The sequence below is a fragment of the Kitasatospora sp. NPDC043950 genome (genome assembly GCF_056435345.1).
Map to the genome: position 1 here is coordinate 78,259 of NZ_JBWKER010000023.1, position 25,658 is coordinate 103,916.

General features: G+C 73.6%; 23 protein-coding genes and 1 riboswitch. Of the genes, 13 read left to right on the forward strand and 10 right to left on the reverse strand.

Features of this window, described 5'->3' with window-relative positions; genetic code table 11:
* Nucleotides 1-42 precede the first annotated feature (42 nt).
* Nucleotides 43-3,723 carry a SpoIIE family protein phosphatase gene (locus tag AC07BF_RS17445; protein WP_478333566.1) on the reverse strand — a complete coding sequence of 1,227 codons (3,681 nt, stop codon included), beginning with the start codon at nucleotides 3,721-3,723 and terminating at the stop codon, nucleotides 43-45.
* A 194-nt stretch (nucleotides 3,724-3,917) separates the two neighbouring features.
* A complete protein-coding gene (locus AC07BF_RS17450; protein ID WP_400803237.1) occupies nucleotides 3,918-5,384 on the reverse strand; it encodes an MFS transporter in 1,467 nt (488 codons plus the stop codon).
* A gap of 120 nt (nucleotides 5,385-5,504) precedes the next feature.
* Here AC07BF_RS17450 and AC07BF_RS17455 point away from each other — a divergent pair, with 120 nt between their 5' ends.
* Entirely contained in the window at nucleotides 5,505-6,047 is a 543-nt protein-coding gene (locus tag AC07BF_RS17455; RefSeq protein ID WP_363628215.1) for a winged helix-turn-helix transcriptional regulator, read from the forward strand.
* 70 nt (nucleotides 6,048-6,117) lie between these two features.
* Here AC07BF_RS17455 and AC07BF_RS17460 read toward each other — a convergent pair whose 3' ends face one another.
* The 5 genes from AC07BF_RS17460 to AC07BF_RS17480 all read right to left on the reverse strand — a co-directional run bounded on the left by AC07BF_RS17460 (nucleotide 6,118) and on the right by AC07BF_RS17480 (nucleotide 11,514).
* Nucleotides 6,118-7,299 carry an alpha/beta hydrolase family protein gene (locus tag AC07BF_RS17460; RefSeq protein WP_478333567.1) on the reverse strand — a complete coding sequence of 394 codons (1,182 nt, stop codon included), beginning with the start codon at nucleotides 7,297-7,299 and terminating at the stop codon, nucleotides 6,118-6,120.
* Between the two features lie 205 nt (nucleotides 7,300-7,504).
* Nucleotides 7,505-8,299: a hypothetical protein gene (locus tag AC07BF_RS17465; protein WP_478333568.1), complete on the reverse strand. Its 795-nt coding sequence runs from the start codon at nucleotides 8,297-8,299 to the stop codon at nucleotides 7,505-7,507.
* Nucleotides 8,300-8,476: 177 nt separating this feature from the next.
* Nucleotides 8,477-9,565, reverse strand: coding sequence for a serine hydrolase domain-containing protein (locus tag AC07BF_RS17470; protein ID WP_478333569.1), 1,089 nt, complete (start codon nucleotides 9,563-9,565; stop codon nucleotides 8,477-8,479).
* 190 nt (nucleotides 9,566-9,755) lie between these two features.
* Nucleotides 9,756-10,823 (reverse strand): glycoside hydrolase family 19 protein, encoded by a 1,068-nt coding sequence (locus AC07BF_RS17475; RefSeq protein ID WP_363628419.1) that lies wholly within the window; start codon nucleotides 10,821-10,823, stop codon nucleotides 9,756-9,758.
* A gap of 277 nt (nucleotides 10,824-11,100) precedes the next feature.
* Nucleotides 11,101-11,514 carry an HIT family protein gene (locus tag AC07BF_RS17480; RefSeq protein WP_478333570.1) on the reverse strand — a complete coding sequence of 138 codons (414 nt, stop codon included), beginning with the start codon at nucleotides 11,512-11,514 and terminating at the stop codon, nucleotides 11,101-11,103.
* Between the two features lie 166 nt (nucleotides 11,515-11,680).
* Here AC07BF_RS17480 and AC07BF_RS17485 point away from each other — a divergent pair, with 166 nt between their 5' ends.
* A complete protein-coding gene (locus AC07BF_RS17485) occupies nucleotides 11,681-11,869 on the forward strand; it encodes a YegP family protein (RefSeq protein ID WP_063346479.1) in 189 nt (62 codons plus the stop codon).
* 123 nt (nucleotides 11,870-11,992) lie between these two features.
* On the opposite strand, the gene AC07BF_RS17490 is transcribed toward AC07BF_RS17485, so the two are convergent.
* Nucleotides 11,993-12,664, reverse strand: coding sequence for an MSMEG_1061 family FMN-dependent PPOX-type flavoprotein (locus tag AC07BF_RS17490; RefSeq protein ID WP_363628220.1), 672 nt, complete (start codon nucleotides 12,662-12,664; stop codon nucleotides 11,993-11,995).
* Nucleotides 12,665-12,829: 165 nt separating this feature from the next.
* On the opposite strand from AC07BF_RS17490, the gene AC07BF_RS17495 reads away from it, so the two are divergent.
* The 11 genes from AC07BF_RS17495 (at nucleotide 12,830) to AC07BF_RS17545 (ending at nucleotide 22,397) form a co-directional block, all read left to right on the forward strand.
* Entirely contained in the window at nucleotides 12,830-13,144 is a 315-nt protein-coding gene (locus tag AC07BF_RS17495; protein ID WP_159398348.1) for an antibiotic biosynthesis monooxygenase family protein, read from the forward strand.
* A gap of 177 nt (nucleotides 13,145-13,321) precedes the next feature.
* Nucleotides 13,322-13,449: riboswitch (FMN riboswitch) on the forward strand.
* 208 nt (nucleotides 13,450-13,657) lie between these two features.
* Nucleotides 13,658-14,320 carry a riboflavin synthase gene (locus AC07BF_RS17500; protein ID WP_063346476.1) on the forward strand — a complete coding sequence of 221 codons (663 nt, stop codon included), beginning with the start codon at nucleotides 13,658-13,660 and terminating at the stop codon, nucleotides 14,318-14,320.
* Between the two features lie 56 nt (nucleotides 14,321-14,376).
* The gene (locus AC07BF_RS17505; protein ID WP_478333576.1) at nucleotides 14,377-14,964 is read left to right on the forward strand and encodes a nicotinamide mononucleotide transporter family protein; all 588 of its coding nucleotides are present in this window, start codon (nucleotides 14,377-14,379) and stop codon (nucleotides 14,962-14,964) included.
* Nucleotides 14,961-16,238 (forward strand): bifunctional 3,4-dihydroxy-2-butanone-4-phosphate synthase/GTP cyclohydrolase II, encoded by a 1,278-nt coding sequence (locus AC07BF_RS17510; protein ID WP_363623617.1) that lies wholly within the window; start codon nucleotides 14,961-14,963, stop codon nucleotides 16,236-16,238. The genes AC07BF_RS17505 and AC07BF_RS17510 overlap by 4 nt, the downstream gene beginning before the upstream one ends.
* A gap of 60 nt (nucleotides 16,239-16,298) precedes the next feature.
* Complete coding sequence (gene ribH / locus AC07BF_RS17515) at nucleotides 16,299-16,772, forward strand: 6,7-dimethyl-8-ribityllumazine synthase (protein ID WP_363581672.1); 474 nt, start codon at nucleotides 16,299-16,301, stop codon at nucleotides 16,770-16,772.
* Nucleotides 16,773-16,872: 100 nt separating this feature from the next.
* Nucleotides 16,873-17,145 (forward strand): phosphoribosyl-ATP diphosphatase, encoded by a 273-nt coding sequence (locus AC07BF_RS17520; RefSeq protein WP_363581674.1) that lies wholly within the window; start codon nucleotides 16,873-16,875, stop codon nucleotides 17,143-17,145.
* Between the two features lie 45 nt (nucleotides 17,146-17,190).
* Nucleotides 17,191-18,039 (forward strand): ATP phosphoribosyltransferase, encoded by an 849-nt coding sequence (gene hisG, locus AC07BF_RS17525; protein WP_350883551.1) that lies wholly within the window; start codon nucleotides 17,191-17,193, stop codon nucleotides 18,037-18,039.
* A gap of 164 nt (nucleotides 18,040-18,203) precedes the next feature.
* Entirely contained in the window at nucleotides 18,204-18,644 is a 441-nt protein-coding gene (locus AC07BF_RS17530) for a PH domain-containing protein (protein WP_350883553.1), read from the forward strand.
* Between the two features lie 281 nt (nucleotides 18,645-18,925).
* Complete coding sequence (locus AC07BF_RS17535) at nucleotides 18,926-20,269, forward strand: hemolysin family protein (protein ID WP_363581676.1); 1,344 nt, start codon at nucleotides 18,926-18,928, stop codon at nucleotides 20,267-20,269.
* A complete protein-coding gene (locus tag AC07BF_RS17540; protein WP_363623619.1) occupies nucleotides 20,266-21,312 on the forward strand; it encodes a hemolysin family protein in 1,047 nt (348 codons plus the stop codon). Before AC07BF_RS17535 ends, AC07BF_RS17540 begins: the two co-directional genes overlap by 4 nt.
* Before the next feature lie 98 nt (nucleotides 21,313-21,410).
* Nucleotides 21,411-22,397 carry an NAD-dependent epimerase/dehydratase family protein gene (locus tag AC07BF_RS17545; protein WP_478333571.1) on the forward strand — a complete coding sequence of 329 codons (987 nt, stop codon included), beginning with the start codon at nucleotides 21,411-21,413 and terminating at the stop codon, nucleotides 22,395-22,397.
* 27 nt (nucleotides 22,398-22,424) lie between these two features.
* Here the strand turns inward: AC07BF_RS17545 and AC07BF_RS17550 are convergent, their stop codons facing one another.
* Complete coding sequence (locus tag AC07BF_RS17550) at nucleotides 22,425-24,419, reverse strand: AAA family ATPase (RefSeq protein WP_478333577.1); 1,995 nt, start codon at nucleotides 24,417-24,419, stop codon at nucleotides 22,425-22,427.
* A 407-nt stretch (nucleotides 24,420-24,826) separates the two neighbouring features.
* Entirely contained in the window at nucleotides 24,827-25,459 is a 633-nt protein-coding gene (locus AC07BF_RS17555) for a uridine kinase family protein (protein ID WP_400803215.1), read from the reverse strand.
* Nucleotides 25,460-25,658: the final 199 nt, after the last annotated feature.

Genomic DNA, 25,658 nt, shown 5'->3' on the forward strand with positions numbered 1-25,658 from the left:
CGCCGCCCGGTCGTGGGCCGGATCACTCGGTCGCGGGCCGAATTACTCGGACGGGCTGCCCGGGGGCAGTTCCAGCTCGAACCAGACCACCTTGCCGTCCCCGGTGCGGCGGCTGCCCCAGCGGTGCGCGAGCTCGTTGACCAGGTGGATGCCGCGCCCGCCCTCGTCCTCGGCGCGGGCGCGCCGGATCCGGGGCGTCTCGCTCTCCTGGTCGGCGACCTCGACGGTGAGCGCCCGGTTGCAGAACAGCCGCAGCTGGGTGGGGGATCCGGCGTGCACCAGGGCGTTGGTGATCAGCTCGCTGGTGAGCAGTTCGGCCCAGTCGGCGAGCGGTTCGAGGCCCCAGGCGGCCAGCGTCTCGCGGGTGAAGCGGCGCGAGTGGGCGACCATCGCGCGGTCGCCGGTGAGCGGCAGGCTGGCGATCCGGTCCGCGCCGACCGGCCGGACCTGCGCCATGATGACGGCGATGTCGTCCTCGCTGGTGGGGCCGGTGAGTTCGGCCAGGACGGCGTCGCAGGTCTGCTCCAGCGAGCGGCGCCGGTCGGCGACCGTCCGGCAGAGCAACTGCAGTCCCTCGTCGATGTCGTGGCCCCGGCGCTCGACCAGCCCGTCGGTGTAGAGCGTCAGGATGGCCTCCTCGGGGAGGGTGAACTCCACGCTCTCGAACGGGACCCCGCCAACGCCGAGCGGTGCGCCGGGCGGCAGTTCGACCAGGTGCGCCCTCCCCTGCGGATCGGCGACGACGGGCGGCAGGTGGCCGGCGCAGGCGGCGGTGCAGTGGCGGTCCACCGGGTCGTACACCACGCAGACGCAGGTGGCGAACTGGCCCTCGCCGAGTGCGCTGGAGGCCTCGTCCAGCCGGTGCAGGACGCGCTCCGGGGCCAAGTCCAGGGTGATCAACGTCCGGGCGACAGTGCGCAGTTGGCCCATGGTGGCGGCGGCCCGGATGCCGTGGCCCATCACGTCGCCGACGATCAGCGCGACCCGCCCCGAGGAGAGCGGCACGACGTCGAACCAGTCGCCGCCGACCTCGCTGACCACGCTGCTGGGCAGGTATCGGTAGGCGAGGTCCAGGCCGAGCGTGCGGTGGATCTCCTGCGGCAGCAGGCTGCGCTGGAGGGTGAGCGCGGTGTCCCGCTCGCGCCGGTAGAGCCGGGCGTTGTCGATCGCGAGGGCGGTGCGCGCGGCGAGTTCCTCGGCCAGCGAGCGGTCCTCCGGGCCGAACGGCTCCGGGTTGCGGGTGCGGACGAACTCCGCGCCGCCCAGCACGAGTCCGCGCGCCACCAGCGGCACCATCAGGTACGAGTGCACCCCGGCGGCCAGCCCCGGCTGGACCCGGTCGGGCGAGGCGGCGATCCGGCGCATCTCCTCCTCGGTCACCTCGGAGACCAGGATCGAGCGCCGGGTGCGCAGGCTCTGGGCGTACAGCTGGGCGGACTGCGAGGTCTCGCCGACCTGGTCGGAGGCCGCCGTCATGCCGCCGCCCCGGGTCGCTTCGCCGACCGCCACCGCCCGCATCAGTATCGAATCGTTCTCCGGGACGGGGCCGGGCTCCTCGCCGCCGAGTACCGCGTCGCGCAGGTCCACGGTGACGAAGTCGGCGAAGCGCGGGATCACCACCTCCACCAACTCCTGGGCGGTGCGGTGCAGATCGAGGGTGGTGCCGATCCGGGTGCTGGCCTCGTTGAGCAGCGACAGCCGCTGCTGCGCGGCCCGGGCCTCGTCCAAAGCCCGCTGCCGGGCGGCGGCCGCGTCGCGCTCGCGGGTGAACAGCAGCGCGTTGTCGATGGACACGGCGGCCCGCACCGCCAACTCGCCGGCCAGCGCCAGGTCGTCCTCCTCGTACGGGCGCTCCACCAGGGTGCGGTAGAACCCCGCGACGCCGACCGCGGTGCCGCGCGCGATCAGCGGGACGACCATGAAGGAGTGGACGTTCTGCTCCCGCACCGCCGCGGCGCGCACCGGGTCGTCGGCGAACCAGGCCATCCCCTCCGCGTCCATCCGCGGCACCAGGACCGGCTTGCGGTGTGCCAGGCTCCACGCGTACGGCGTGCCGGGCGCGAAGCGGTGCACCCCGCCGAGCCGGGCGACCGGCCGCAACGTCGAGCCGGGTACCGAGTGGAAGGCCATCCGCCGCAGCAGCGCCGAACCGTCCGCCGGGGCGCGGGCCTCGCGCTCGCCGCGGACCAGGTCCTCCAGCACCTCCACCACCACGGAGTCGGCCAGCCTGGGCGTCGCCACCTCGGCCAACTCCTGCGCGGTCTGGGCGAGATCGAGCGTGGTGCCGATCCGGGTGGAGGCCACGTTGACCAGCGCCAGCCGCTCCTGGGCGGCCTTCGCCTCGCGCAGCGCCTGCTGCCGGGCCAGGACGGTCTGGTGCTGGCGCAGGTACAGCCGGGCGTTGTCGATCGCGACGGCGGCCCGCGAGGCCAGCTCGTCGCCGAGGGTGATGTCGGCCTCGGCGAACGACTCCCGGTCGCCGCGCCGCGAGTACACCACCATGCCGAGCGTGGTGCCGCGCGCCACCAGCGGGGTGATCCGCACCGAGCGCGGCCGGTCGCCGAGGTAGGCCCGGCGGTGGCTCTCGGTGATGGCCTCGCTCAGCAGCGGCAGCTCCCAGGACGGCACCACCACCGTCCGCCCGGTGGCCAGCGCCCGGGCGTACGGCGAGTCCGGCGTCAGCTCGTACAGCGATTCCACCGGCAGTGACTCGGCCGGGTACAGCGGGTCGGTGGTGGCCAGGGCCAGCCGGCGGACCAGCTGCGGCGCGTCCGGGTCGGGCGGTTCGACGTTCCGCCCGGTCACCAGCACTTCCAGCGCGAACACCCCGCTGATGTCGGCGACCCTGGGCACCATCGTGTCGGCCAGCTCCCGGGCGGTCTGCCGGAGGTCGAGCGTGGTGCCGATGGAGGCGGTCGCGTCGACCAGCAGGGCCAGCCGCTCCTGGGCACGCGCAGCCCGGGCCTCGGCGCGGAACCGCTCGGTGACGTCGATGACGGTGGAACTCACGCCGAGCACCCGGCCGCCGGGTTCCTCCAGCCGGAAGTACGAGGCGGACCACGCGTGGTCGTGCTGCGGGTCGCCCGGGGTGCGGCCGTGCGAGCGGGTGTCCACCACCGGCTCGCCGCTCTCCAGGACCCGTCGCATCACCGCCTCCGCCTCGGCGCCGTTGATCCCGGGCAGCACCTCGGTGAGCCGGTGGCCGAGCTGCTCCTCGACGGGCAGGCCGTTGGCCCGGGCCAGCGCCTCGTTCAGCCGGACGAAGCGCAGCTCGGGGTCGAAGACGCCCATGCCGACGGGGGACTGGGTGAAGAAGCCGTCGAGCACCGCCAGGTCCGCCTGGATCCGGCGCAGCGTGGTCACGTCGGAGGCGACGGCCAGCACCAGCGTGCGGCCGTCCGGCCCGGTGATCGGATGGGTGCGGAACTCCAGGTTCACCAGATGCCCGTCCCGGTGCCGGACCGGGAACACACCGGACCAGGTCCGGCCGTGCAGGATCTGCTGGAACAGCTCCAGCACCTCGGGCCGCTGCTCCTCGGAGGTCAGCAACTTGGCGGCCTTGGCCCCGATCGCCTGCCCCGGGGAGTAGCCGAGCAGTGCCTCCGCGTCGCCGCTCCAGTGCAGGATCCGGCCGTCGGCCTCGATCAGCGCCGTCGCGATCGGCACCATCAGCAGGGCGTCCTGTTGCGGCTCGCCCAGGTGGTGTTCGTTGTCGTTCACCATGGCCAGAGAACCGTCCGGAGATCGTCCCCACCAGCCCTGCCATCTTCGCACGCGGCCCCGGCGGGCCGCTCACCGTAGCGGCTCACCGGAGCGGCGGCGGGCGCTCCGGGAAGAAGTCGTCGAGCTCCCGGTGGCACCGCGGCGCTGGCGGCGGTCGAGCGTGCGAAGTCGGCCGGGCCGACTTCCCGCGCTCCTCACCGGGTCGCGGCCCGCTCGCGGGCCGGGGCGGCCTCCGGGGCTTCGCCGCCCCGGGCTTCGGCGGTGCGGGCGGCCAGGGCGAGCAGCGCGCCGACGAGACACAGGGCGGCGGCGACCAGAACGGCCCGGTCGGTGCCCGCCGCCAGGGCGCGGGCGGCGGCCTCCCGGCCGGGGCCGCCCGGTCGGGCCGAGCCCGCGACGGCCACGGTGACCGCGACGCCGAGCGCCGAGCCCAGGTACCGGGAGGTGTTGTTGGCACCCGAGCCCATGGCCGCCCGGTGCGCCGGGACGCTGCTGACGGCCAGCCGGGCCAGCGCCGCATTGAGCACCCCGCTGCCGACGCCCGCCACCGCCAGACCCGGCGCCAGCCGCAGCCAGCCGGAGCCGGGCGCCAGCCCGTACAGGCCCGCCTCGCCGAGGCCGCAGACCGCGAGCCCGACGGCGACCTGCGCGGTGGCCGACAGGTGCGCCGCCAGCCGCCGCGCCTGGAGCGCGGACAGCACCGACAGGCCCGACCAGAGCGCCAGCACCCCGCCCGCGGCCAGGCCGGACAGGCCCAGGACGCCCTGGAGCAGGGTCGGCAGGTAGCTCATGAAGCCGACCAGCGAGAGCCCGGTGAACAGGGCCCCGCCGGTGGCGGCGACGAAGCCGGGGCTGCGGAACAGCGCGAGGTCCAGCATCGGCTCCCGGACCTTCGCCTCGACCAGCCCGAACAGCGCCAGCAGCAGCACCCCGAGCGCCAGCAGCACGACGACCACCGGCCGCCCCCAGCCGCCGCGCCCCTCGGCCAGCCCGGCGATCAGGCAGGACGTCCCGGCGGCCAGCGTCAGCACCCCGTACGGATCGAGGGCGCGTGGCCGTTCGGCCCGCGACTCGGTGAGGACGGCGGCCGCGTACGCCGCCACGGCGGCCGAGACGACCGCGATCCCGCCGCTGACCGCGCGCCAGCCGGCCCACTGCCCGACCAGCGCGCCGTACACCGGGCCGACGGCGATGCCGAGGCCGACGGCGGCGCCCCAGACCCCGAGTGCCCGGATCCGGCCCGGGCCGGGCGGGTGGGCGTGGCTGATCAGGCCGAGCGCGGGTGCCAGGACGGCGGCCGAGGCGACGCCGAGCAGCACCCGGGCGGCCAGGTAGACGGCGCCGCCGGGGGCCAGCGCGGCCAGCGCCTCGGCGGCTGCGAACAGCAGCACGCCGAAGGTGAAGACCCGCTTGCGGCCGTGGTCGTCGGCGGCGCTTCCGGCGGTGAGCAGCAGGGCGGAGATGCCGACCAGGGTGCCGGTGAGGATCCAGGTCCGGCCGGTGGCCCCGAGGTGCGCGGCCTGGGCGGTGGCGGCGAGCGAGGCGGTGGGGGCGGTGTAGGCGACGGTGACCAGCGCGGTCGCGGCTGCGGTGGCGGCCAGGGTGGCGCGGGGCCGGACGGGCGCGGTGACGGGGGAGGGGCCGGGTGGTGCGGGGGACATGGGGTGTTCCTCCGGAGCGCGAACCTTAGGTCTGGTGAATGAACCTTCGTCTCGATCGGCACGCTACCACCATTGGTCTGTTCATTGAACCCGCTGTCCGGGTGGACTACGCTGACCCGCATGGCGCTGGGAACCGACTACGAGCAGCAGGACTGCGCACTGGCCCGCGCCCTGGAGGTGGTCGGCGAACGCTGGAGCCTGCTGATCCTCCGCGACGCCTTCTACGGAGTGCAGCGTTTCAACGACTTCCTCGCCCACCTCGGCATCCCCCGCGCCGTCCTCACCGCCCGCCTCAACGCCCTGGTCGCGGCGGGGGTGCTGCGCAAGGAGCCGTACCAGCAGGCGCCGCTGCGCCACGGCTACCTGCTCACCGAGACCGGCCTCGAACTGTGGGGACCGCTCTACCAGTTGAGTCGCTGGGGCGGTCGCCACGCGACCGCGGGCGGTCCGCACCACCTGTTCGCGCACGCCGTCTGCGGCACCGACCTGGACGTCGTCGGCGCCTGCCCGCGGTGCGGCGGCGCACCCGTCCCGCCGGCCGAGATCGCGATGCGCCCCAACCCCGCCCGCGGCGGCGCGCACCGGGACGACCCGGTCTCCCGCTCCCTGGTCCGCCCGCACAGGCTGCTCGAACCGATCGCCTCGGCGGCGCCGGCCGCGTAGCGAACGGCGGGCGACGGACGGCGGCGCGGTCGTCGGCAGGCTGCCGACGGCCGCGCCCACCACGCCCCGGTCACGGGTGGAACGTCACCTCCGGATTGGCAGCGGTCGGCCCGTCGAGGAGCGGCTGCCGCACGTCCTTCAGCTGGAGGTCGACGAAGGCCGCCACGTACGAGCGGGTGAGCTCCGCGCCCCGCTCGCCCGACATCGTGGTGCCGGGAGGCTGGGGCAGGTTGAGCTTCTCGAAGAACAGCGGGAAGTCGGTGAAGGTGCCGTGGTTGGAGCCGGCGAAGGTCAACCAGCGCTTCCAGCCGTCGAGGTGTGGCCAGCTCTCCGTCCAGCTGCTGTCCTCGGCGCCGTCGGGCAGCGGGTGGCCGATCATCAGGAAGGGCTTGCCGCCGATCCCGGAGGCGGGGACCGTGACGTCCATGGTGCCGTCCAGGTCCACCCCGGCCCGGATCCGGTCGTCGGCGAGCAGGGACGGGACGGTCGAGGCGCCGCCGGCCGAGTGCCCGGCCATCCCGATCCGGTCGCGGTCGATCATGCGGGCGTAGCGCCACGCCGGGCGGGGGCGGGCGGTCAGCTGGTCGAGGACGAAGGAGACGTCCTTCGCCCGGCTGTTGTCCACGGCCGCCCAGGACTCCGGGGTCGTCAGCTTGTCGCACAGCAGGCACGGGAGGGTCTGCCCGTCGGGGAACGTCGTCCCGGTGTTCTCGTAGGTGTGGTCGACCAGCGCGACGACGTACCCGCGGCTGGTCAGGTCCTCGGCGAGGCCGCTCAGCGAGGCCCGCGGCATGGTGAAGCCCGGCGACAGCACCACCAGCGGGAAGTGGCCGCCCTGCGGGCGCGCGTCGGACTTCGCCCAGGTCCGGGTGCCGGTGACCGTCTCGGTCGGGATGGTGTTGCCCGGGAGCTTCCCGTCCAGCAGCATCCGGGCGGCCGCAGGGGTCATGTACGGGGCCGCGCTGCCCGTCCCGGCCTTCGCGGGGTAGTACATCGACACCATCAGCTGGCGCGGACCGGCGGAGGGGACCCACGGATCCGGGCGGTCCCGGTCCACCAGGTGCAGGATCTCCTGCCCGACCGCGTACGGGCCGGTCGGGCGCGGCAGGTCGACGTGGACGGCGGTGGGAGCGGGAGCGGAGGCGTTCGTCAGGGCGGCGGGAGCGGCCAGCGCCGGCGCGGCGGCGGCGACGGACAGCGGCAGGGTGAGCAGCAGGGCTGCCGCGGCCGTGGTGGTGCGAAGTCGGTTCATGTGAGGGACGGTAGGCCGGGGGAAGGGAAGTTGACGTCCCCTCAGCGGCGTAGAGATCCCTTCCGGGACGTGCGGGAGGGGACCCTTAGGGGTCGGCCGAATGGACGCCGGCCGGACCGGACCGGACCGGAGTCGTTGAGGAATCGAACTCGAACTCACCGCGGAGCAGTGAGTTCGGGAGTCCACCCCTCGGATCGTCCGCCGGTCAGAGGCTCCGGGCCCGGACCTCCTCGACGAAGGCCGCCGCCGCACCGGCGTTCGGCACCGGGAGGGTGAGCGGCAGGCCGGCCGAGTGCGTCCGGATCTCCAGCTCCCCGAGCTCCGAGGCCCGCGCGGACTGCACCTCCGTCCACCGGAACGACTCCGTCGCGGCGAGTGGGTGCGGCGGCCGGTGCACCAGCCCGCCGGCCGTCAGCGTCAGCTGCCCCCGGGCGAACCGGACGCCGCCCTCCGTGCGCAGCGCCTCGTGCAGTGCGGCGCGGAGGGTCGGGCGGAGTCGCTCGTCGAGCTCCCGGAACAGCTCGTCCAGCCGTCGCAGCTGCGCCAGTGCCAGCGGCTCGTCCGCGCCGACCAGCCAGATCCGGCCCTGCTCGCCCACTCCGTGCCGCCCGCCGGGGGAGTACTCGGTGGCCTCCACCGCACTCCACGGCAGGGGCTGCTCCGCGCCGTCCGCCCCGACCAGCACCAGCCCGCGCTCGTGCACCCGGACGGCCCGCAGGCCCGGCGCCGGCCGCAGCCGCCCGTACCCGCTCGCGGCCGTGATCGCCGCCGCGGCCACCACGGGTGCTGGCCACCACTCCCCGCTCGCCAGCCAGGCCGCCCCGGCGACAACGGCCGCCGCCGCGTCCAGCCAGGCCCGCGTCGGCCATGGCAGCGGCCGGAACCGCCGGTACACCCGCACCGCGCGGCCGAGCCGCCCGTCGCCGTCCGCGACCGACCGAGCCCGCGACAAGGGCCACACCACCGCCACCTCGGCCACCTCCCGCTGAGCGAACACCACAACCGGAACCGCGACTGTCAGATCCTCGGCATCGACCGACCGCCGCGCCCTCGAACAGGGCCAATTCGTACCTCTTGGCCCTGAAACGACCTCACCCCATCCTCCACCTCACTCCGCCGACGGCCGCACCCGGTCCTCCGCCGGGCCCGCTCACCGCCACGCCCCGGCCTCGGCTCGTCAGCTCGTCGTCGCGTACTCGTTCTGCAGCGTGCGCAGCAGGGCCGTCCCGGCCGGATCGGCGGAGCGGCGGGTGTTCACCAGGACCACCACCCCCACCTGCTTCTCCGGATCGAAGGCCACGAAGGAGCGGAACCCGCCCGTGCCGCCGTTGTGCCAGATCTGCAGGTGGCCGCCCTGCTGGCTGTGCAGGCGGTGGCCGAGCCACCCCAGGTGCGTCCAGGCGAACGGGTTGACCCGGTGCCGGGTCTCCCGGGTGAGCGTGATCGCGGGCGCCAGCGGCGCGTCCGGCTCGCGGTCGGCGGCCAGCTGGGCCCGAAGGAGTATCGCCAGGTCGGAGGCGGTCGACCGGAGTCCGCCCATGCCAGAAATGTCCGCGAAGTCCCAGTACGGCACGGGCCGCCCGCCGGAGGTGTGCCCGTGCGCCAGCCGCTCGGACTGCTCCCGGCCCGAGCGCACGTGGGTGTCCACCAGCCCCAGCGGCTCGCATATCTCGCGCGCCACCAGCTCCTCGTAGCCGGTGCCGGTCCGGTGGGCGAGGGCCAGGCCGAGCAGCCCGGCGCCGAGGTTGGAGTAGCGGAAGCCGCGCCCGGGGCTGGCCCGCAGTCTCGTCCGGGCCAGCCCGGCGAGGATGTACTCGGTGCTGCAATGCGCGTACGGATCGGGCTTGTTGGGATTGAGCAGCGCCGTCGCCAGCATGCCCCGGGGCAGCCGGGGGAGCCCGGAGGTGTGGGTGGCGAGGTGCCGCAGGGTGATCGGCTGCCCGCCCCTGGCCGGGACGGCGGCACCGTCGGGCCGTACGTCGGCGAGCACGTCGGCGAGCGGTTCGTCGAGCGGGTCGTCGAGCCCGGTGGCGGTCCCGCCGGAGTCGGCGAGCACCAGCCGCGCGAGGGCGAGCGAGGTGAACACCTTGGTGACGGAACCGACTTCGAACAGGGTGTGCGGCCCGGGCGCGGCGCCGCCCGGACCGGTCCGCCCGGCGCCGCGGATCTCCACGGCGCCGCCGGCCAACCCGGCGACCACCGCACCGACGTGCTGGCCCGCGAGCCGGTCGGCGGTCTGTTGCACGAGGCGGGCGAGTTCGTTCATGCCTTGAGCGTAGGGGGCCGCGACCTGCGAAGTCGTCCGCCGGAACGACGATTTCAACCGCCCTCCGCTGCTCCCGCGGGAGTACGCCCCCCACATGAGTACGCCCCGCTACGCTCGGCAGCGTACGGACACCACGGTGTGATGACCGGTCCGGGCGTAGCGGGGCGCGTGGTGGGGCGGGGGCGAGCCGTCAGCAGCTCAGGTTGCCCCCGGGGACGGTGCCGAGGATCTGGACGAAGCTCTGGTACAGGCTGATCCGGTGCTGCATCTGGGCGGTGTTGTTGCCGTTGCACTCCAGCGAGCCGTTGATGCTGCGGATCGTCTCACCGAAGCCGTACCCGTTGACCATGGCGTTGTGCGCGGTCATAGTGCCCGGCCCGTTCTGGGTGTTCCAGTACCAGAGGCCGGTCTTCCAGGCCACCGCCGGGTCGGTCTGCACCAGGTTCGGATTGTGCAGCAGGTCGATGCCGAGCGCGTCGCCGGCGGCCTTGTAGTTGAAGTTCCAGCTCAGCTGGATCGGCCCGCGCCCGTAGTACGCGGCCTGCCCGGCCGGGCACCCGTACGGTTGCGAGGCGTCGCAGTAGTGCGGGTAGTTGGCGGTGTTCTGCTCGACCACGTACACCAGTCCGCCGGTCTCGTGGCTGACGTTGGCGAGGAACGCGGCGGCCTCCTGCCGGCGCACGGTGTCGCTGCCGGTGGCCGCGAAGCCGGGGTAGGCGCCGAGCGCGTCGAGCAGGCCCTGGTAGGTGTAGAAGGAGTTCCGGCCCGGGAACATCTGGTCGAACTGGGCCTGGCTGACCGGGAATCCGCCCGGGTTGGGCGGCTGGGTCGAGCCGCAGCCGTACGGCTCCCAGTACCAGGTGCTGATGACCGGGTCGTAGCCCGGGTTGTCGTGGGTGGCGCGGTAGTAGCCGCCGTTGGTGTACCGGACGATGTCGCCGGCGACGTAGGCGCGGCCGGCGACCCAGGCGGGGTAGTCGCAGGTGCCGGACGTCGGGGTCGGCGTCGGGTCGGTGGACCCGCCGCAGGAGCCCTGGTCGGCCCAGACCCCGGTGCCGCTGGTGCTCGGGGGCTCGTTCTGGGTCCACCACTTGGCGGCCCAGTTGTGTCCGTTGTACGAGACGGCCGCGCCGCCGGTGTAGGCGGTGGCCGCGCTCCACGGCGTGCCGCAGGCGGCGGCGCTGGCGGAGGCGGGGAGGAGGACCGCGACCGCCAGCGCCGTGACCACGGCGGAGAGCAGCGCGAGCAGGCGTTTCATTGACACGTCATCACCCCTTGTGCGGTGGGGGCCGCACGTCGTCGTGACAGGGACTTGAGCGGGCAGGGGATCCGGGTCCCGTGCGGGGGTGCGCCAGGGGAAGGCGGCCGACCGGGGTGTGGGCCGGTGCGGGGCCGTGAAGGCGACTCAAGCGGAGTGTTCTATACCTGTCAAGAGAGTGGGTGAAACCGGCTCACAAATGCGGTGCGCACGCCCCCCGGCGCCCCCGCGAGCCCTCCCGGCCTCCGAGCGTCGCCCTCAGCCCCCGCGAGCCCCCTCAGTCGCCGAGCGTCGCACGCAGTCGGGCCGCGACCTCCGCCGCCCCCGCCTCGTCCGGGTACTTCCCCCGCGGCCAGAAGAAGCCGCGCAGCCCGTCCTTCGGATTGCGCGGCACCACGTGGACGTGCAGATGCGGCACCGACTGGCTGATCCGGTTGTTCGCCGCCACGAAGCTGCCCGCCGCGCCCAATCCGCGCTCCACCGCGGCGGCCACCCGCTGCACCTGGAGGAAGAACGGCCCCACGTCGGCGGCCGGCAGGTCCGCCAGGGTGCGGTGGTGGGTGCGCGGGACGACCAGTACGTGGCCGGGGAACAGCGGCCGCCGGTCCAGGAAGGCCACCGCCGCCTCGTCGTCCAGCACCCGGTGCGCGGGCTCCTCGCCCGCCACCACCGCACAGAAGACGCAGTCCATCCGCCCATTCAAACCACCGGCGCCCGCCCCGGCACCTCCGCGATCGCGCGGTTGCGGGGCGTCACCCGTCCGGCCTCGAGCGGGTGCGGCCGCCGGGGCGGGTGGCGCACGGTGCTGGAGGGGGTCGACCAGAGGCGCGCCGTGCGCCGCACGAGGAGGTGGCCCGATGGCGGGCAAGTTCGAGGTCTACGAGGACGCCGGCGGCAAGTACCGGTTCCGGCTCAAGGCGGGCAACGGCGAGATCGTCGCCACCGGCCAGGGCTACTCCAGCAAGGAGGCCGCCCACAAGGGCGTCGAGGCCGTCCAGCGGGCGGCCAGCGACGCGCCGGTGGTGGACGTGCCCAAGGCCGCCTGAGCACGCCGAGCGCCGAGCGCCGAGTGCCGACACCGAGTGCCGACAGCGAGTGCCGAGCATCGAGCGCCGCCCGCCACGCGGCAGCACGCCGTGTGGCGGAAGGCGCCGCCCGCGCCGCGGTCGTCACTCGTAGCGGTGGAGCAGCGCCTCCCGCTCGGTCTGCTCGATCATCTCGATGGTCAGCGAGTCGTCCCGCAGGTGCGAGAGGGTGATCTCGGCCGAGGTCGGCTGCGCGTCCTTGGCCAGCCAGTTCTCCGGCTTCCACGCCGAGCCGCGCAGGAAGGACTTCGGGCAGTGCGCGTACACCTCCTCGACGGCCACCACGATCGCGCTGCGCGGGGGCTTCCCGACGGCGGTCAGCTGCCGCAGCAGCTCCGGGTCGGTGGAGACGCAGGCCCGCCCGTTGACCCGGAGCGTGGTGTCCCGGCCCGGAACGACGAAGAGCAGCCCGACCCGGCCGTTCTCCAGGATGTTGTGCAGGGTGTCCAACCGCTTGTTGCCGGTGGCGTCCGGGATGGCCAGGGTGTGCTCGTCGAGGACGGAGACCACCCCGGCCGGCCCGCCGCGCGGGGAGACGTCGCAGCGCCCGGCGGCGTCCGAGCTCGCCACGAACACCAGCGAGGAGCAGGCGATCAGCCGCCGCGCGACCTCGTGCAGGTGGTCGACCTGCTTGCGGCGCGCGTGGTCGCCGGGCTGCTCGTAGATCTCGCGCAGCTGCGCCGGGTCGGTCAGCGCCCCTGCGCCGAGAGCGGCGAACAGGCTGCCCGGCGCATTCGGAGCTGCGGTTGACGACATGACAGATTCCGGTGTGCTGGTCATACCGGAAATCTAGCCGAGCCCCTTCCCGGAGCCCCCGGCCGCCAGCCGGTACAGTCCTCGGTAAAGCTTCCCCGCCACCCCTCCCCACCAGCGGTTTTACCGTGATAATGGGGCCAGGCGCTCCGCTCGGAGGTGGTGGTCGTGATCGTGAGGATCTGGGCCGGGCAGGTCCTGGCCGGTCGCATCGAGGAATTCTGTGTGCTGCTGACAACCCAGGTGATCCCGCAGCTCGGGCGGACCGACGGTTGCCTGGGCGGTGAACTGCTGCGCTCGGTGACCGAGGACGGACACCGGGTGCTCGTGGTGAGCCGCTGGCGCGACGAGGCGGCCCTGCGCGGGTACGCGGGGCCGATGTGGCGGATCCGGCCGGTCTGGTCGGAGGGCGAGCTGTGCTACCTCGCGCACCCGCCGGTGGTCACCCACTTCACGTCGATCGCCGCACCCGCCACGCTCTGACCGCGCCCGCCACTTTCCGTACGCGCCCGCCACTTTCCGTACGCGCCCGCCACGTTGTGGGCGTCACCTACCACCCGGCCGCACATTCCCCGCATCCGCGTGAAACAGGCCACAGCGGAAGGCTCTCCCTGGGCTTGCGCACGCCATGGCAGAATGACCCCAACAGCAGTGACGTTCAGCGCACTCCGGGGTCGGTGAAAATCCGAACCGGCGGTTACAGTCCGCGACCCGTCCGCAGCCAGCGGCCGGTTGACCAGGTGAAATTCCTGGACCGACGGTTAAAGTCCGGATGGGAGGCGTGCGCGGGCGGACGAAGAGCAGTATCCGTGGTCCCCCGGTGGACCACGGCCAGGTGAACGGCGGGAGAGGTGTCTCCCGTGCCGGGCGAGCGATCTCCCGGCAGCCTCGGCATCCCGGCGACGGGTCGTGCCGTCGGCTCGCGCGCCGTTGCCCGTCCGTGTCATCTCCCATGCCGCCCCGGAGTCCGCGCCCCCAAGCGCGAGGAGAACCCGGGTGTTCACCGGCATCATCGAAGAGCTCGGCGAGGTCGTGTCGATCGAGGAGATCGGCGACTCCTCGCGAATCCGCCTGCGCGGCCCGGTGGTCTGTACGGGTGCGCGGCACGGCGACTCCATCGCGGTCAACGGCGTCTGCCTGACCGTCGTCGACAGCCCGGACCAACTGGCGGCCGATACGGGCGAGTTCAGCGCCGACGTGATGGCCGAGACGCTGCACCGCTCCAGCCTCGGCGAGTTGAAGCCCGGCTCCCGGGTCAACCTGGAGCGCGCCATGGCGCTCGGCGACCGGCTCGGCGGCCACCTCGTCCAGGGCCATGTCGACGCCACCGGCACGCTGTTGGGCCGCGAGCCCGGCGAGCGCGACGCGGCCGGCGACCTGCGCTGGGAGGTGCTGCGCTTCTCGCTGCCCGGCACCATCTCCCGCTACCTGGTGGAGAAGGGCTCGATCACGGTCGACGGCGTCAGCCTCACCGTGGTGGAGGCCGCCCGGGACAGCTTCACCGTCAGCCTCATCCCCACGACCCTCGCGCTGACCTCGCTCGGCGCCAAGGCCGTCGGCGAGAGCGTCAACCTCGAAGTGGACGTGCTCGCCAAGTACGTCGAGCGACTGCTCGACTCCCGCACCCTTCCCCCGACGATCGCCGGAGAGTCCAAGTGAACTGGCTCAGCGGAGAAGCGTTCACCGTCTTCGGCGAGCACGTGAAGTGGGCCGACATGTTCGGCAACCTGCTCGGCCTGGCCGGGCTGGCCTTCGGCTGGCGCCGCTCGGTCTGGAGCTGGCCGCTCCAACTCCTGTCCGGCGCCGTGCTGATCGCCGCCTACCTCGGGGGCCACGTCCCCGGCCTGATCGGCAAGCAGCTGATCGTGCTCGTCACCGCCGCCTGGGGCTGGGCCCAGTGGCGGCGGGGCCGCCGGGACACCGGCACGATCGCCGTCCGCTTCGCCACCTGGCCCGAGCGGGCTGCCCTGGTGGTCGGCACCGCGGCCGGCACCGTCGCGCTGGCCTGGCTGTTCACGGCCTACCCCAGCCTGTCCTGGAGCCCCTGGTCGGACGCCTACATCTTCGTCGGCACGCTGGCCGCGATGGTCGCCCAGGCCCGTGGCTGGCTGGAGTTCTGGTTCGCCTGGATCGCCGTCGACGTGGTCGGCGTCCCGCTCGCCTTCAACAACGGCTACCCCTTCTCCGGCCTCACCTACTCGATCTACTTCGTCCTGGTGCTGCTCGGCCTGCGCTCCTGGTGGCTGAGCAGTCGTGAGCCGCGCGTCAACTCCGCCACCGTCCCGCAGGGAGTCACGGTATGACCGAGAACCACACCGCCGACCGCGACCGCGAGGCGGCACCCGAACTCGTCCTCGACCCGGTCGAGCGCGCGATCGCCGACATCGCCCTCGGCCGCGCCGTGATCGTGGTCGACGACGAGGACCGCGAGAACGAGGGCGACATCGTCTTCGCCGCCTCCGCCGCCACCCCCGAGCTGATGGCCTTCACCATCCGCTACAGCTCCGGCGTGATCTGCGCCCCGCTGACCGGCGAGGAACTGGACCGGCTCAAGCTGCCGCCGATGACCCAGGTCAACGAGGACCGCAAGGGCACCGCGTACACCGTCTCGGTGGACGCCCGGGAGGGGGTCGACACCGGCATCTCCGCCGCCGACCGCGCCCGCACCGTCCGGCTGCTGTCCTCGCCCGGCACCGAGCCCGGCGACCTCACCCGCCCCGGGCACGTGTTCCCGCTGCGCGCGGTCGAGGGCGGCGTGCTGGTGCGCCCCGGCCACACCGAGGCCGCCGTCGACCTGGCCCGGCTCGCCGGACTGCCGCCGGCCGGTGCGATCGCCGAGGTGGTCAACGACGACGGCACCATGGCCCGGCTGCCCGAGCTGGTCGCCTTCGCCCGCGAGCACGGCCTCGCGATCATCTCCATCGAGGACCTGATCGCCTACCGTCGCCGCACCGAACTGCACGTCGACCGGGCCGCCGTGACCGCCCTGCCCACCGTCCACGGCGAGTTCACGGCCGTCGGCTACCAGGGAACCATCGACGGCGTCGAGCACCTCGCGCTGGTGGCCGGCGGCCTCGGCGCGGACGGCCGGCTGCCCGAGGGCGAGGACGTCGTGGTCCGGGTCCACTCCGAGTGCCTGACCGGCGACGTGTTCGGCTCGCTGCGCTGCGACTGCGGCCCCCAGCTGGAGGCCTCGCTGCACAAGGTCGCCGAGTCCGGCCGCGGCGTGGTGCTCTACCTGCGCGGCCACGAGGGCCGGGGGATCGGCCTGGCCCACAAGCTGCGCGCCTACGAACTCCAGGAGCAGGGGCGCGACACCGTCGACGCCAACCTCGACCTCGGCCTGCCGGCCGACGCCCGCGACTACAGCATCGCGGCGCAGATGCTGGTGGACCTCGGCGTCCGCTCGCTCACCCTGCTCACCAACAACCCGGAGAAGCTCACCGCGCTCACCGAGCACGGTCTCAAGGTCAAGGGGCGCGAAGCGGTCGAGATCGCGCCGGGTGAGCACAACCTGCGCTACCTGCGCACCAAGCGCGACCGGATGGGCCACGACCTGCCCGGCCTCGACTCCTGAACCCTCCCCACGCCCCACGCATCACCCCACGCACCACCACGACGGACAGGAAGAACGAACATGAGCGGCCACGGAGCCCCCGAGCTGACCATCGACGGCGCCGCCGACCTCAAGGTCGCCGTCGTCGCCGCCCAGTGGCACGACGTCGTGATGAACGGCCTGCTGGACGGCGCCCACCGGGCGCTCAAGGAACTGGGCGTCACCGAGCCGACCGTGCTGCGCGTCCCCGGCACCTTCGAGCTGCCGGTCGCCGCGAAGCGCCTCGCCGACCACGGCTACGACGCGGTCGTCGCCCTCGGCGTGGTGATCCGCGGCGGCACCCCGCACTTCGACTACGTCTGCCAGGCGGCCACCGCCGGCCTCACCCAGGTGACCGTCGACACCGGCGTCCCGGTCGGCTTCGGCGTGCTGACCTGCGACAACGAGGAGCAGGCACTCGACCGCGCCGGCCTGCCCGGCTCCGCGGAGGACAAGGGCCACGAGGCCGTCACCGCGGCCGTCGCGACCGCCGCGGTGCTGCGCGCCGCGCTCTGAGCGCACCGCCCAGACCCGGACCGTGGACGTCCAACGGACTGTCCACGGTCCGGGACCGTTTACCGCCGGTCAGCCCGCACGCCGTAAGGTGAGTCCCATCATGGCTTCGAAGACATTCGAGGAGCTCTTCGCCGAGCTCCAGCAGAAGGCCGCCACCGGCGACCCCTCGTCCTCCCGTACCGCGCAGCTCGCCCAGCAGGGCGTCCATGCGATCGGCAAGAAGGTCGTCGAGGAGGCCGCCGAAGTCTGGATGGCCGCCGAGTTCCAGTCGGACGAGCAGACCGCCGAGGAGATCTCGCAGCTCCTGTACCACGTTCAGGTGATGATGATCGCCCGCGGGCTGACGCTCGACGACGTCTACAAGTACCTCTAAACCCGAACCGCACGCCCCTCCCCACAGGTAAGGAACCAACCTCCCATGCTGCGCATCGCCGTCCCCAACAAGGGTTCTCTCTCGGGTCCCGCGGCGGAGATGCTCCATGAGGCCGGCTACCGCCAGCGGAAGGACCCCAAGGAGCTCGTCCTCGTCGACCCGAACAACGAGGTCGAGTTCTTCTTCCTGCGCCCGCGCGACATCGCCGTCTACGTCGGCTCCGGCCGCCTGGACATCGGCATCACCGGCCGCGACCTGCTGCTGGACTCGCACTCCAACGCCGAAGAGGTGCTCGCGCTCGGCTTCGCCGCGTCGACCTTCCGCTTCGCCCGCCCCGAAGGCGTGGCCGTCGAGGACGTCAAGGGCCTGGAGGGCCTGCGGATCGCGACCTCCTACACCGGCCTGGTCGAGCAGCACCTCGCCGACCACGGCGTGAAGGCGACCGTCACCAAGCTGGACGGCGCGGTGGAGACCGCGGTGCAGCTGGGCGTCGCCGACGTGATCGCCGACGTGGTGGAGACCGGCACCAGCCTGCGCAACGCCGGCCTGGAGGTGTTCGGCGAGCCGATCCTGATCTCGGACGCCGTGGTGATCCGCCCCAAGGGCGCGGGCGAGGACACCCGGGTGGACCAGTTCCTGCGCCGCCTCCAGGGCGTGCTGGTGGCCCGCCGCTACGTGCTGATGGACTACGACATCCGCGCCGAGAAGGTCGGTGCCGCCGTGGCGCTCACCCCCGGCCTGGAGTCGCCGACCGTCTCCCCGCTGCACACCGAGGGCTGGGTGGCGGTGCGCTCGATGGTGCTCCGCAAGGAGGCCCAGCAGATCATGGACGACCTGTGGGGCATCGGCGCCCGGGCCATCCTGGTCACCAACATCCACGCCTGCCGCCTCTGACCGGTGCGGCGGCGACCTCGCCCGCCGTGGTGCGGGTAAGGAACGGTTGAATGGGGCGGGGACGCTGACCGGCGTCCCCGCCCTTCGTCCGGATCCGCCCGCTGCCCGGAACCGTCGTTCCCGGGAACGACCGTTCCCCCGAACCACCCCACCGGAGACCCCACGTGTCCACGCCGCCCGTCGAGTTCCCCGTCACCTGGGCGCCGCGCCGCACCCGCGCGGTGCTGCTGCCGGTCTGCGCGCTGCTGGTGGTGCTGTTCGCCGTGATGGCCGTGGCGCTCCCGGAGAACTGGCAGCTCAACGACCGGATCATGATGGCGGGCAGCGGCGTGCTGTTCGCGTGCGTGGGCCTGATGCTGGCCCGCCCCCGGGTGAGCGCCGACGCGCAGGGCGTGACGGTGGTCAACTTCGTCCGCAGCCGCCGGCTCACCTGGGCCGAGATCGTCCGGGTCAACTTCCGCCAGGGCGACCCGTGGGCCACCCTCGACCTGGCCGACGGCACCTCGCTCGCCGCGGTCGGCATCCAGTCCGGCGTCGGCAAGGACCAGGCGATTGCGCACGCCCGTGCCCTGCGCGACCTGGTCGAGCACCACGCCGGGGCCTGAGCCCCGCAGCGCCGCCGCCGGTCGGCGCCCGCCCGTTCCACACCGGCACCGCCGGCCCGCCGACACCCCTCCGGTCCCCGCCGGGCCTGCGAATCCTCGGCCCGGCGGGTCCGAACACTCTTCCTACCATCGTCCGGGTATGGTCTACGCTGGTAAAAGCAGGGCAAAACTTCCGTCCTGCCCGAAAGACGACTTGAGGAGTGACTTCCCCCCTCGATGGACGATCCGTCCGGTAGTACCTGCGCCGCCCACCTTCCTGTCAGCGGAAGGCAGGCGGCACTGTGATCACCGCCTGGCTGCTGTTGCTCGCAGCCCTCCTGCTGATCCTCGCCAACGGCCTGTTCGTGGCCGCCGAGTTCGCCTTCGTGACCGTCGAGCGCGGGGCTGTCGAACGCTCCGCCGAGGCCGGAGACGCCAAGTCCGTCCGCGTCTCCCGGGCCCTGCGGCACCTCTCGTTCGAACTCTCCGGCGCCCAGCTCGGCATCACCGTCACCTCGCTGGTGGTCGGCATGCTCGCCGAGCCGGCGTTGTCCACCCTGCTCAGCCCCGTCATGACCGGGATCGGCGTGCCCGAGTCGGCCGCCCGCGGCGTCGCCGTGGTCGTCGGCATGGTGCTCGCCACCGTGGTGCAGATGGTGATCGGCGAGCTGGTCCCGAAGAACTGGGCGATCTCCCGCCCGCTCCAGGTGGCCCGCGCGGTCGCCGCCCCGCACATGGCCTTCTCCTTCGCCTGCCGCCCGCTGATCAGCTTCCTCAACGGGGCGGCCGACCGGACGGTCCGCGCCTTCGGCGTCGAGCCGCAGGAGGAGCTGGACCACGCCCGGACCCCGGCCGAACTGGTCTCGCTGGCCCGCCACTCGGCCAAGGCCGGCGCGATAGACGAGGAGTCGGCGACCCTGTTCGTCCGCACCCTGGGCCTGGGCGAGCTGACCGCCGAGTCCGTGATGACCCCGCGGATCGACGTCGCCTCCCTCCAGGGCGACGCCACCGCCTCCGACGTGATCAACCTGACCCGGGCCACCGGCCTGTCCCGCTTCCCGGTGTACACCCACAGCCTGGACGAGGTCACCGGCATCGTGACCCTCAAGGACGCCCTCGCCGTCCCGGCCGCCCGGCGCGGCCTGGTCCGGGTGAGCGAGCTCACCTCGCCGCCGCTGCTGGTGCCCGAGACCCTGCCCGCCGAGCGGCTGCTCGACCAGCTGCGCCGCCTCCAGCCGATGGCCATCGTGGTCGACGAGTACGGCGGCACCGCCGGTGTCGTCACCGTCGAGGACATCGTCGAGGAGATCGTCGGCGAGGTGCAGGACGAGCACGACCCCGCCGACCGCCCCGAGCTGCTCCCGCTGCCCCCGGTGGACGGCCTGCCGGCCTGGGAGGCCGAGGGCCGCGCCCGGATCGACCAGCTGGAGGCGATCGGCCTGATCGCCCCGGACGGCCCGTACGAGACGCTGGCCGGCCTGGTCGCCGACCTGCTCGGCAAGCTGCCCGAGGTCGGCGAGCAGGCGGAGCTGCCGGGCTGGCGCTTCACCGTGACGGGTGTCGACCGGCACCGCACCAGCCAGGTCCGGGTCGAGCGCACCAGCGCGCCGGCCTCGTTCGGAGACGACCAGGAGAACGCCCGATGACCGCGCTCCAACTGGCCGTCGCCGTCCTGCTCCTGCTCGGGAACGCCTTCTTCGTCGGCGCCGAGTTCGCCGTCGTCTCGGTGCGCCGCAGCCAGATCGAACCGCTCGCCGAGGCCGGCCACAAGCGTGCCCGCACCGTGCTGCACGCGCTGTCCAACGTGTCCGCGATGCTGGCCGCCGCCCAGCTCGGCATCACCGTCTGCTCGCTGGGCCTCGGCGCCCTGGCCGAGCCGACCATCGCCAGTCTGCTGGAGGGCCCGTTCCACGCGATCGGCGTCCCGTCCGGTCTGATGCACCCGCTCTCGTACGGCATCTCGTTGGCCGTCGTGGTCTTCCTGCACATGGTGATGGGCGAGATGGTCCCCAAGAACATGGCCATGGCGGGCCCGGAGAAGGCCGCGCTCTGGCTCGGCCCGCCGCTGGACCGGCTGGCCCGCTGGCTGGCCCCGGTGATCAGCCTGCTGAACGCCATCGCCAACGGTGTGCTGCGGCTGTTCCGGGTCGAGCCCAAGGACGAGGTCGAGTCGGTGTTCACCACCGAGCAGCTGATGTACCTGCTGGTCGACTCCCGGGACGCCGGCCTGCTCGACGAGGGCCGTCAGGAGCGTCTGGAGGACGCCCTGGAGCTGGGCCACCGCCCGGTCACCGAGGTGCTGCTCAAGCCCGAGCAACTCGTCACCGTGGACACCAAGGTGACCGCCGCGGAGGTCGAGGAACTCGCCCTGCGCACCGGCTTCTCGCGCTTCCCGGTCACCGACGGCGACCCGGCCGGCCACGGCTACCTGGGCTACCTGCACCTCAAGGACATCCTCGACGTGGAGGACCCGTCCGCGCCCGTCCCGGCCCGGCTGTGGCGTCCGATCACGGTGCTGCGCGGCAGCCTCCCGCTGGACGACGCGCTCGGCGCGATGCGCCGGGCGACCTGCCACCTGGCCGCCGTGCTGGACCAGGACGGCCGCACGCTCGGTGTGGTCATGCTGGAGGACGTGCTGGAGGAGCTGGTCGGCGAGATGCACGACCCGGACCACCGCTCCGCCGCCTGAGGTTCCCCCTTTCGCTGACGGCGTGTCCGCCGCGGGCGATTCTGCTCTCAGCGTTCAGCCGTTCCCATGCCGACCACCCTGGGCGCAGGGTGGTCGGCATGAGGCTTCTCCTGCTGGGTGGAACGAATTTCGTCGGACGGGTCGTCGCCGAGGATGCGCTGGTCAGGGGATGGGAGGTGACGGCCCTCAACCGGGGTACGCGGCCCGCGCCCGCGGGCGTGACCGCACTGCTGGGCGACCGCACCGCCGAGGGCGGGCTCGCGGCGCTGGCCACGGGGGAGTGGGACGCGGTGGTGGACACCTGGTCCGGAGCCCCGACGGCGGTGCGCGACAGCGCCCGGCTGCTGGCCGGCCGGGTCGGCCACTACGCGTACGTCTCCAGCCGGTCGGTGTACGACTACCCGCTGGCGCGCGGGGCGGACGAGTCGGCGAAGGTGGTCGAGTCGTCCCCGGACGCGGAGGGCGAGGTGCCCTACGCCGAGGCCAAGCGCGGGGCCGAACTGGCCCTGGAGGCGGAGTTCGGCGGGCGCGCCCTGCTCGCCCGGGCCGGGCTGATCCTCGGCCCGCACGAGAACATCGGCCGGCTGCCCTGGTGGCTGAACCGGATCGCCCGGGGCGGCCCGGTGCTCGCCCCCGGCCCGTACGACCTGCCGCTGCAGTACATCGACGTCCGCGACCTCGCGGGCTGGCTCCTGGAGGCATCGGTGGCCCGGCTCGGCGGCGCGTGCAACGTGGTCAGCCCGGCGGGCCACACCACGATGGGCGAGCTGCTGGAGGCCTGCGTGCGGGTCACCGGCTCGGACGCGGACCTGCGCTGGACCGACCCCGAGCGCATCCTGGCGGCCGGCGTCGAGCCCTGGACGGAGCTGCCGATCTGGCTGGCGCCCGGAGAGCTGAACGACTTCCTGCACGGCGCGTCCGTGGACCGGGCGGTCGCCGCCGGGCTGCGCTGCCGGCCGGTGGGCGAGACGGTCGAGGACACCTGGGCCTGGCTGCGGTCGATCGGCGGCGTCGCCCCGCAGCGCGCCGACCGGCCGAAGGTCGGACTCGACCCCGAGCGCGAGGCCGAGCTGCTCCGGGGCTGATCCCGGCGCGATCCCGGGGAGCTGGTCTCAGCCGCGGCCGTCGATCAGCTCCCCGTAGGCCTGGACGAGGTCGGGCAGGCGCAGGGTCGCCAGGTCCTCCCGGCCCGGCGGCTCGCGCAGCAGTGAGAGCCGCAGGTCCCGGTAGGCGCAGGACTTCTCGTACAGGGTGCGGATGAACCGGCCGTTCCCGAGTTCGTCGATCCAGCCCTCGCGGACCACGTGGGCGCAGATGCTGGTCAGTTCCTCGGCCGCGTCCTCGTCCCAGCCGTCGCCGTCCCGGCCGGCCAGCGCGGCGCCGATCGCGGTCAGCTCGTTCGGGCGGTAGCTGGGGAAGTCGACCCGGGTGGTGAAGCGGGAGTTGAGGCCGGGGTTGGTGGCGAGCAGCCGGTTCATGCCCTCGGGGTAGCCGGCCAGGATCACCACCAGGCGGTCGCGGTTGTCCTCGGCGCGTTTCAGCAGCACCTGTAGGGCCTCGTCGCCGTAGGCGTCGCCCTTGGTGTAGCCGGAGTTGGAGAGGCTGTACGCCTCGTCGATGAACAGCACGCCGTCCAGCGCCGAATCGATCAGCTCGTTCGCCTTGACCGCGGTCTGGCCGAGGAACTCGCCGACCAGGTCGGCCCGTTGGGCCTCCACCAGGTGGTCGCCGGAGAGCAGCCCGAGGGCGTGGAAGACCCGGCCGAGGATCCGGGCCACGGTGGTCTTGCCGGTGCCGGAGGGGCCGGAGAAGACGAAGTGGCGCTTGGGCGGCTGGACCGGCAGGCCCTGCGCGGCCCGGAGTCTGGACATCCGCAGCTGCGCCGACAGCGCCCGCACCTGGCGCTTGACCGGCTCCAGGCCCACCATCAGCGAGAGCTCCGCCAGCGCCGCGTCCAACTCGCGCTCGTCGTCGACTGGTTGGGTGGCGGGCAGTGGAGCGGTGCGGGGCTGGCCCTCGGCGCGGACCGGCACCGGCAGCGGGGTGGCGGAGCCGCCCGGCGAACCCGACCGCTCGCCGGCCGCCTGCGGCGCGGGGTCCGCCGTGGAGGCGTCGCCTGGGCCGGGCCCCGTGAGAAACCCGACGCCCTCGACGAATCCGACCCCGCCGGTGTACCCGGCGCCCTCGGTGAACCCGGCGCCCTCGGTGAACCCGGCGCCCTCGGTGAACCCGGGGGCCGCGTCGCCGAAGCCCCCCGCCGTGGCGTACCCGGCCCCGTCCTGGAAGTCCGCCTCGTCCGTCTCGTCCGTCTCGTCCGGCGCGGTGTCCTCGTACCCGGCCGACCGACCGCCCGCCGGTAGGCCGCCGTCCAGCAAGGCGTCCGGCAGGTCGTCCGCCAACCCGTCCTCCGCCGCGATCGCGGCCAGCCGCGCGGCGGTGTCCATGAACACCGGATCGGCCCGGTGCACCGCCCGGTAGAGCGGCAGCGCGGCCGCACTGCGCCCGGCCCCCTCGTACGCCCGGGCCAGCCAGTACCGCAGCTCCTTGCGCTGGGGCTGCTCGGAGCGGCAGCGGGCCAGCGAGGCGGCCAGCGGCGCCTGCGCCTGGGCGCACATGTCCAGCCGGACCCGTGCCATGCCGGCGAACAGCCCGGCCTCGATGCCGAGCAGTGGGTCGTCCAGCAGCCGGTCGGTGTCCCGGATCAACTGCTCCCAGTCCTTGAGCAGATAGGACCGGCAGGCGTACAGGAACTGGGCGGACGGGTCCTCGCTGGGCGCCGGGCACTGTTCCAGCGCCCGGTCCAGCTCGGCCAGGTGGCGGCCGTCCAGCCAGTGCGAGGCGTGCGCCAGAGCCAGGTCGCGGGCGTCCTCCAGGACGGGCTGCACCCACCAGCCCAGCCAGTACCAGGAACTGAGCGGGCGGCGGTGGCGCCGCCGCTGCTCGCCGAACCGCTTCTGGTTGCGGTACATGGCCAGCAGCGCCGCCGAGGTGTCGCTGCGCAGCGCGTGCAGGCCGAGCCAGGCGTCGGCCATGCCCGGGTCCAGCCGGACGGCCGCGCGGAACTCCTCCTCGGCACGGGCGTACGCGCCCGCCGTGTACGCGTCCATGGCACGCAGCCACGCGCGTTCGGCGAGCCGGTCCGGGCCGCCCGCGTTGCTGTCCGAACTGTCCACCGTCGTCACTCACGCCCCCCGCGGCTTGGCCCGGGGCTCGGTGGCAGGTCGCCTGCGTGCAGCCGGGCCGGTGGTCGAAAGCCCCCGGGCGCATCTGCGCCTGCGAGGAATCGTACCGGCGTGGCGCTGATCCGGAAGGGCGCCCACGGAGTCAAATGCGATCGTGTGAGCGGTCGTTGAGCGGGTGGGGGCCTGGACCGGGGGTGGGGGAGCGCGATTCGGAAAGGACCGGACGGCGCCCCCGGCTCACGGGGGAACAAGCCGGGGACGCCGGGTCCGAGGCGGCCGGAACATCCCGTTCCGGCGGCTGAGGAGAACCTAAATCCTGGCGACAGCGCAGGTCAAGGGCTTGTTGAAGGTTCACCCACGGTGCCCGGCGTGATTCGTCCGGTCACCCCGTCGACCCGCGTCCCGGCGAACGGACGGCTCGGATCCGCGGCGAAATGCGCCGATTCGGCCCGGGCCCAGCCGGCCCAGAACTCGGCCAGATCCGGCCCGTCCCGCTGCTCGCCGCGCCGCCGGGCCGAGGCGGCGTCCAACTCCAGCCAGATCACCCGGGCCAGCCACGGCCGCACCGCCCGCCGTCCGGCGCCGACGCCCTCCACCAGCACCACCGGGGCGACCGGCACCGCGGCCGTGCCCGCGAAGCGGCGCAGCGTCCAGTCGTACACCCGGTACGCGCCGTCCCGGCCGGCCGCCAGCGGCTCCAGCACCTGTTCGCGCAGCCGCCCGGTCCAGCCGAAGGGCTCGGCGTGGGTGGCCAGGTCGTCGAGGTGGACCACCGGCGCCCCGCCGAGCGCCGCCGCCAGCCGCCCGGCGAAGGTCGTCTTGCCCGAGCCCGCGTGCCCGTCCACCGCGACCAGCCGCACCGGCCCGCAGGAGGGCGGCAGTGCGCGCAGCTCCGCCGCGAGCGAGGCCACCGCGTCGCCGGGAACGGGTGGAAGGGCGGGGAAGAGGGGTCGGGAAGCAGCCACAACGGCAACCCTACGGTGCCGTAGCCCACCAGTCCGTCCAGTTACTCCTGGGTGATCGTGACGGCGGCGCGGGTTTCCGGCATACTCGCATCGCCATGCCTGTGAACGGCCGTTCACCGTAATCCGGTGCCGGTCGGGCCGACCTGCCACACCCGCGCCGGACCAGCCACACCACGCTCCGGTGCCCGATCGAGGAGGC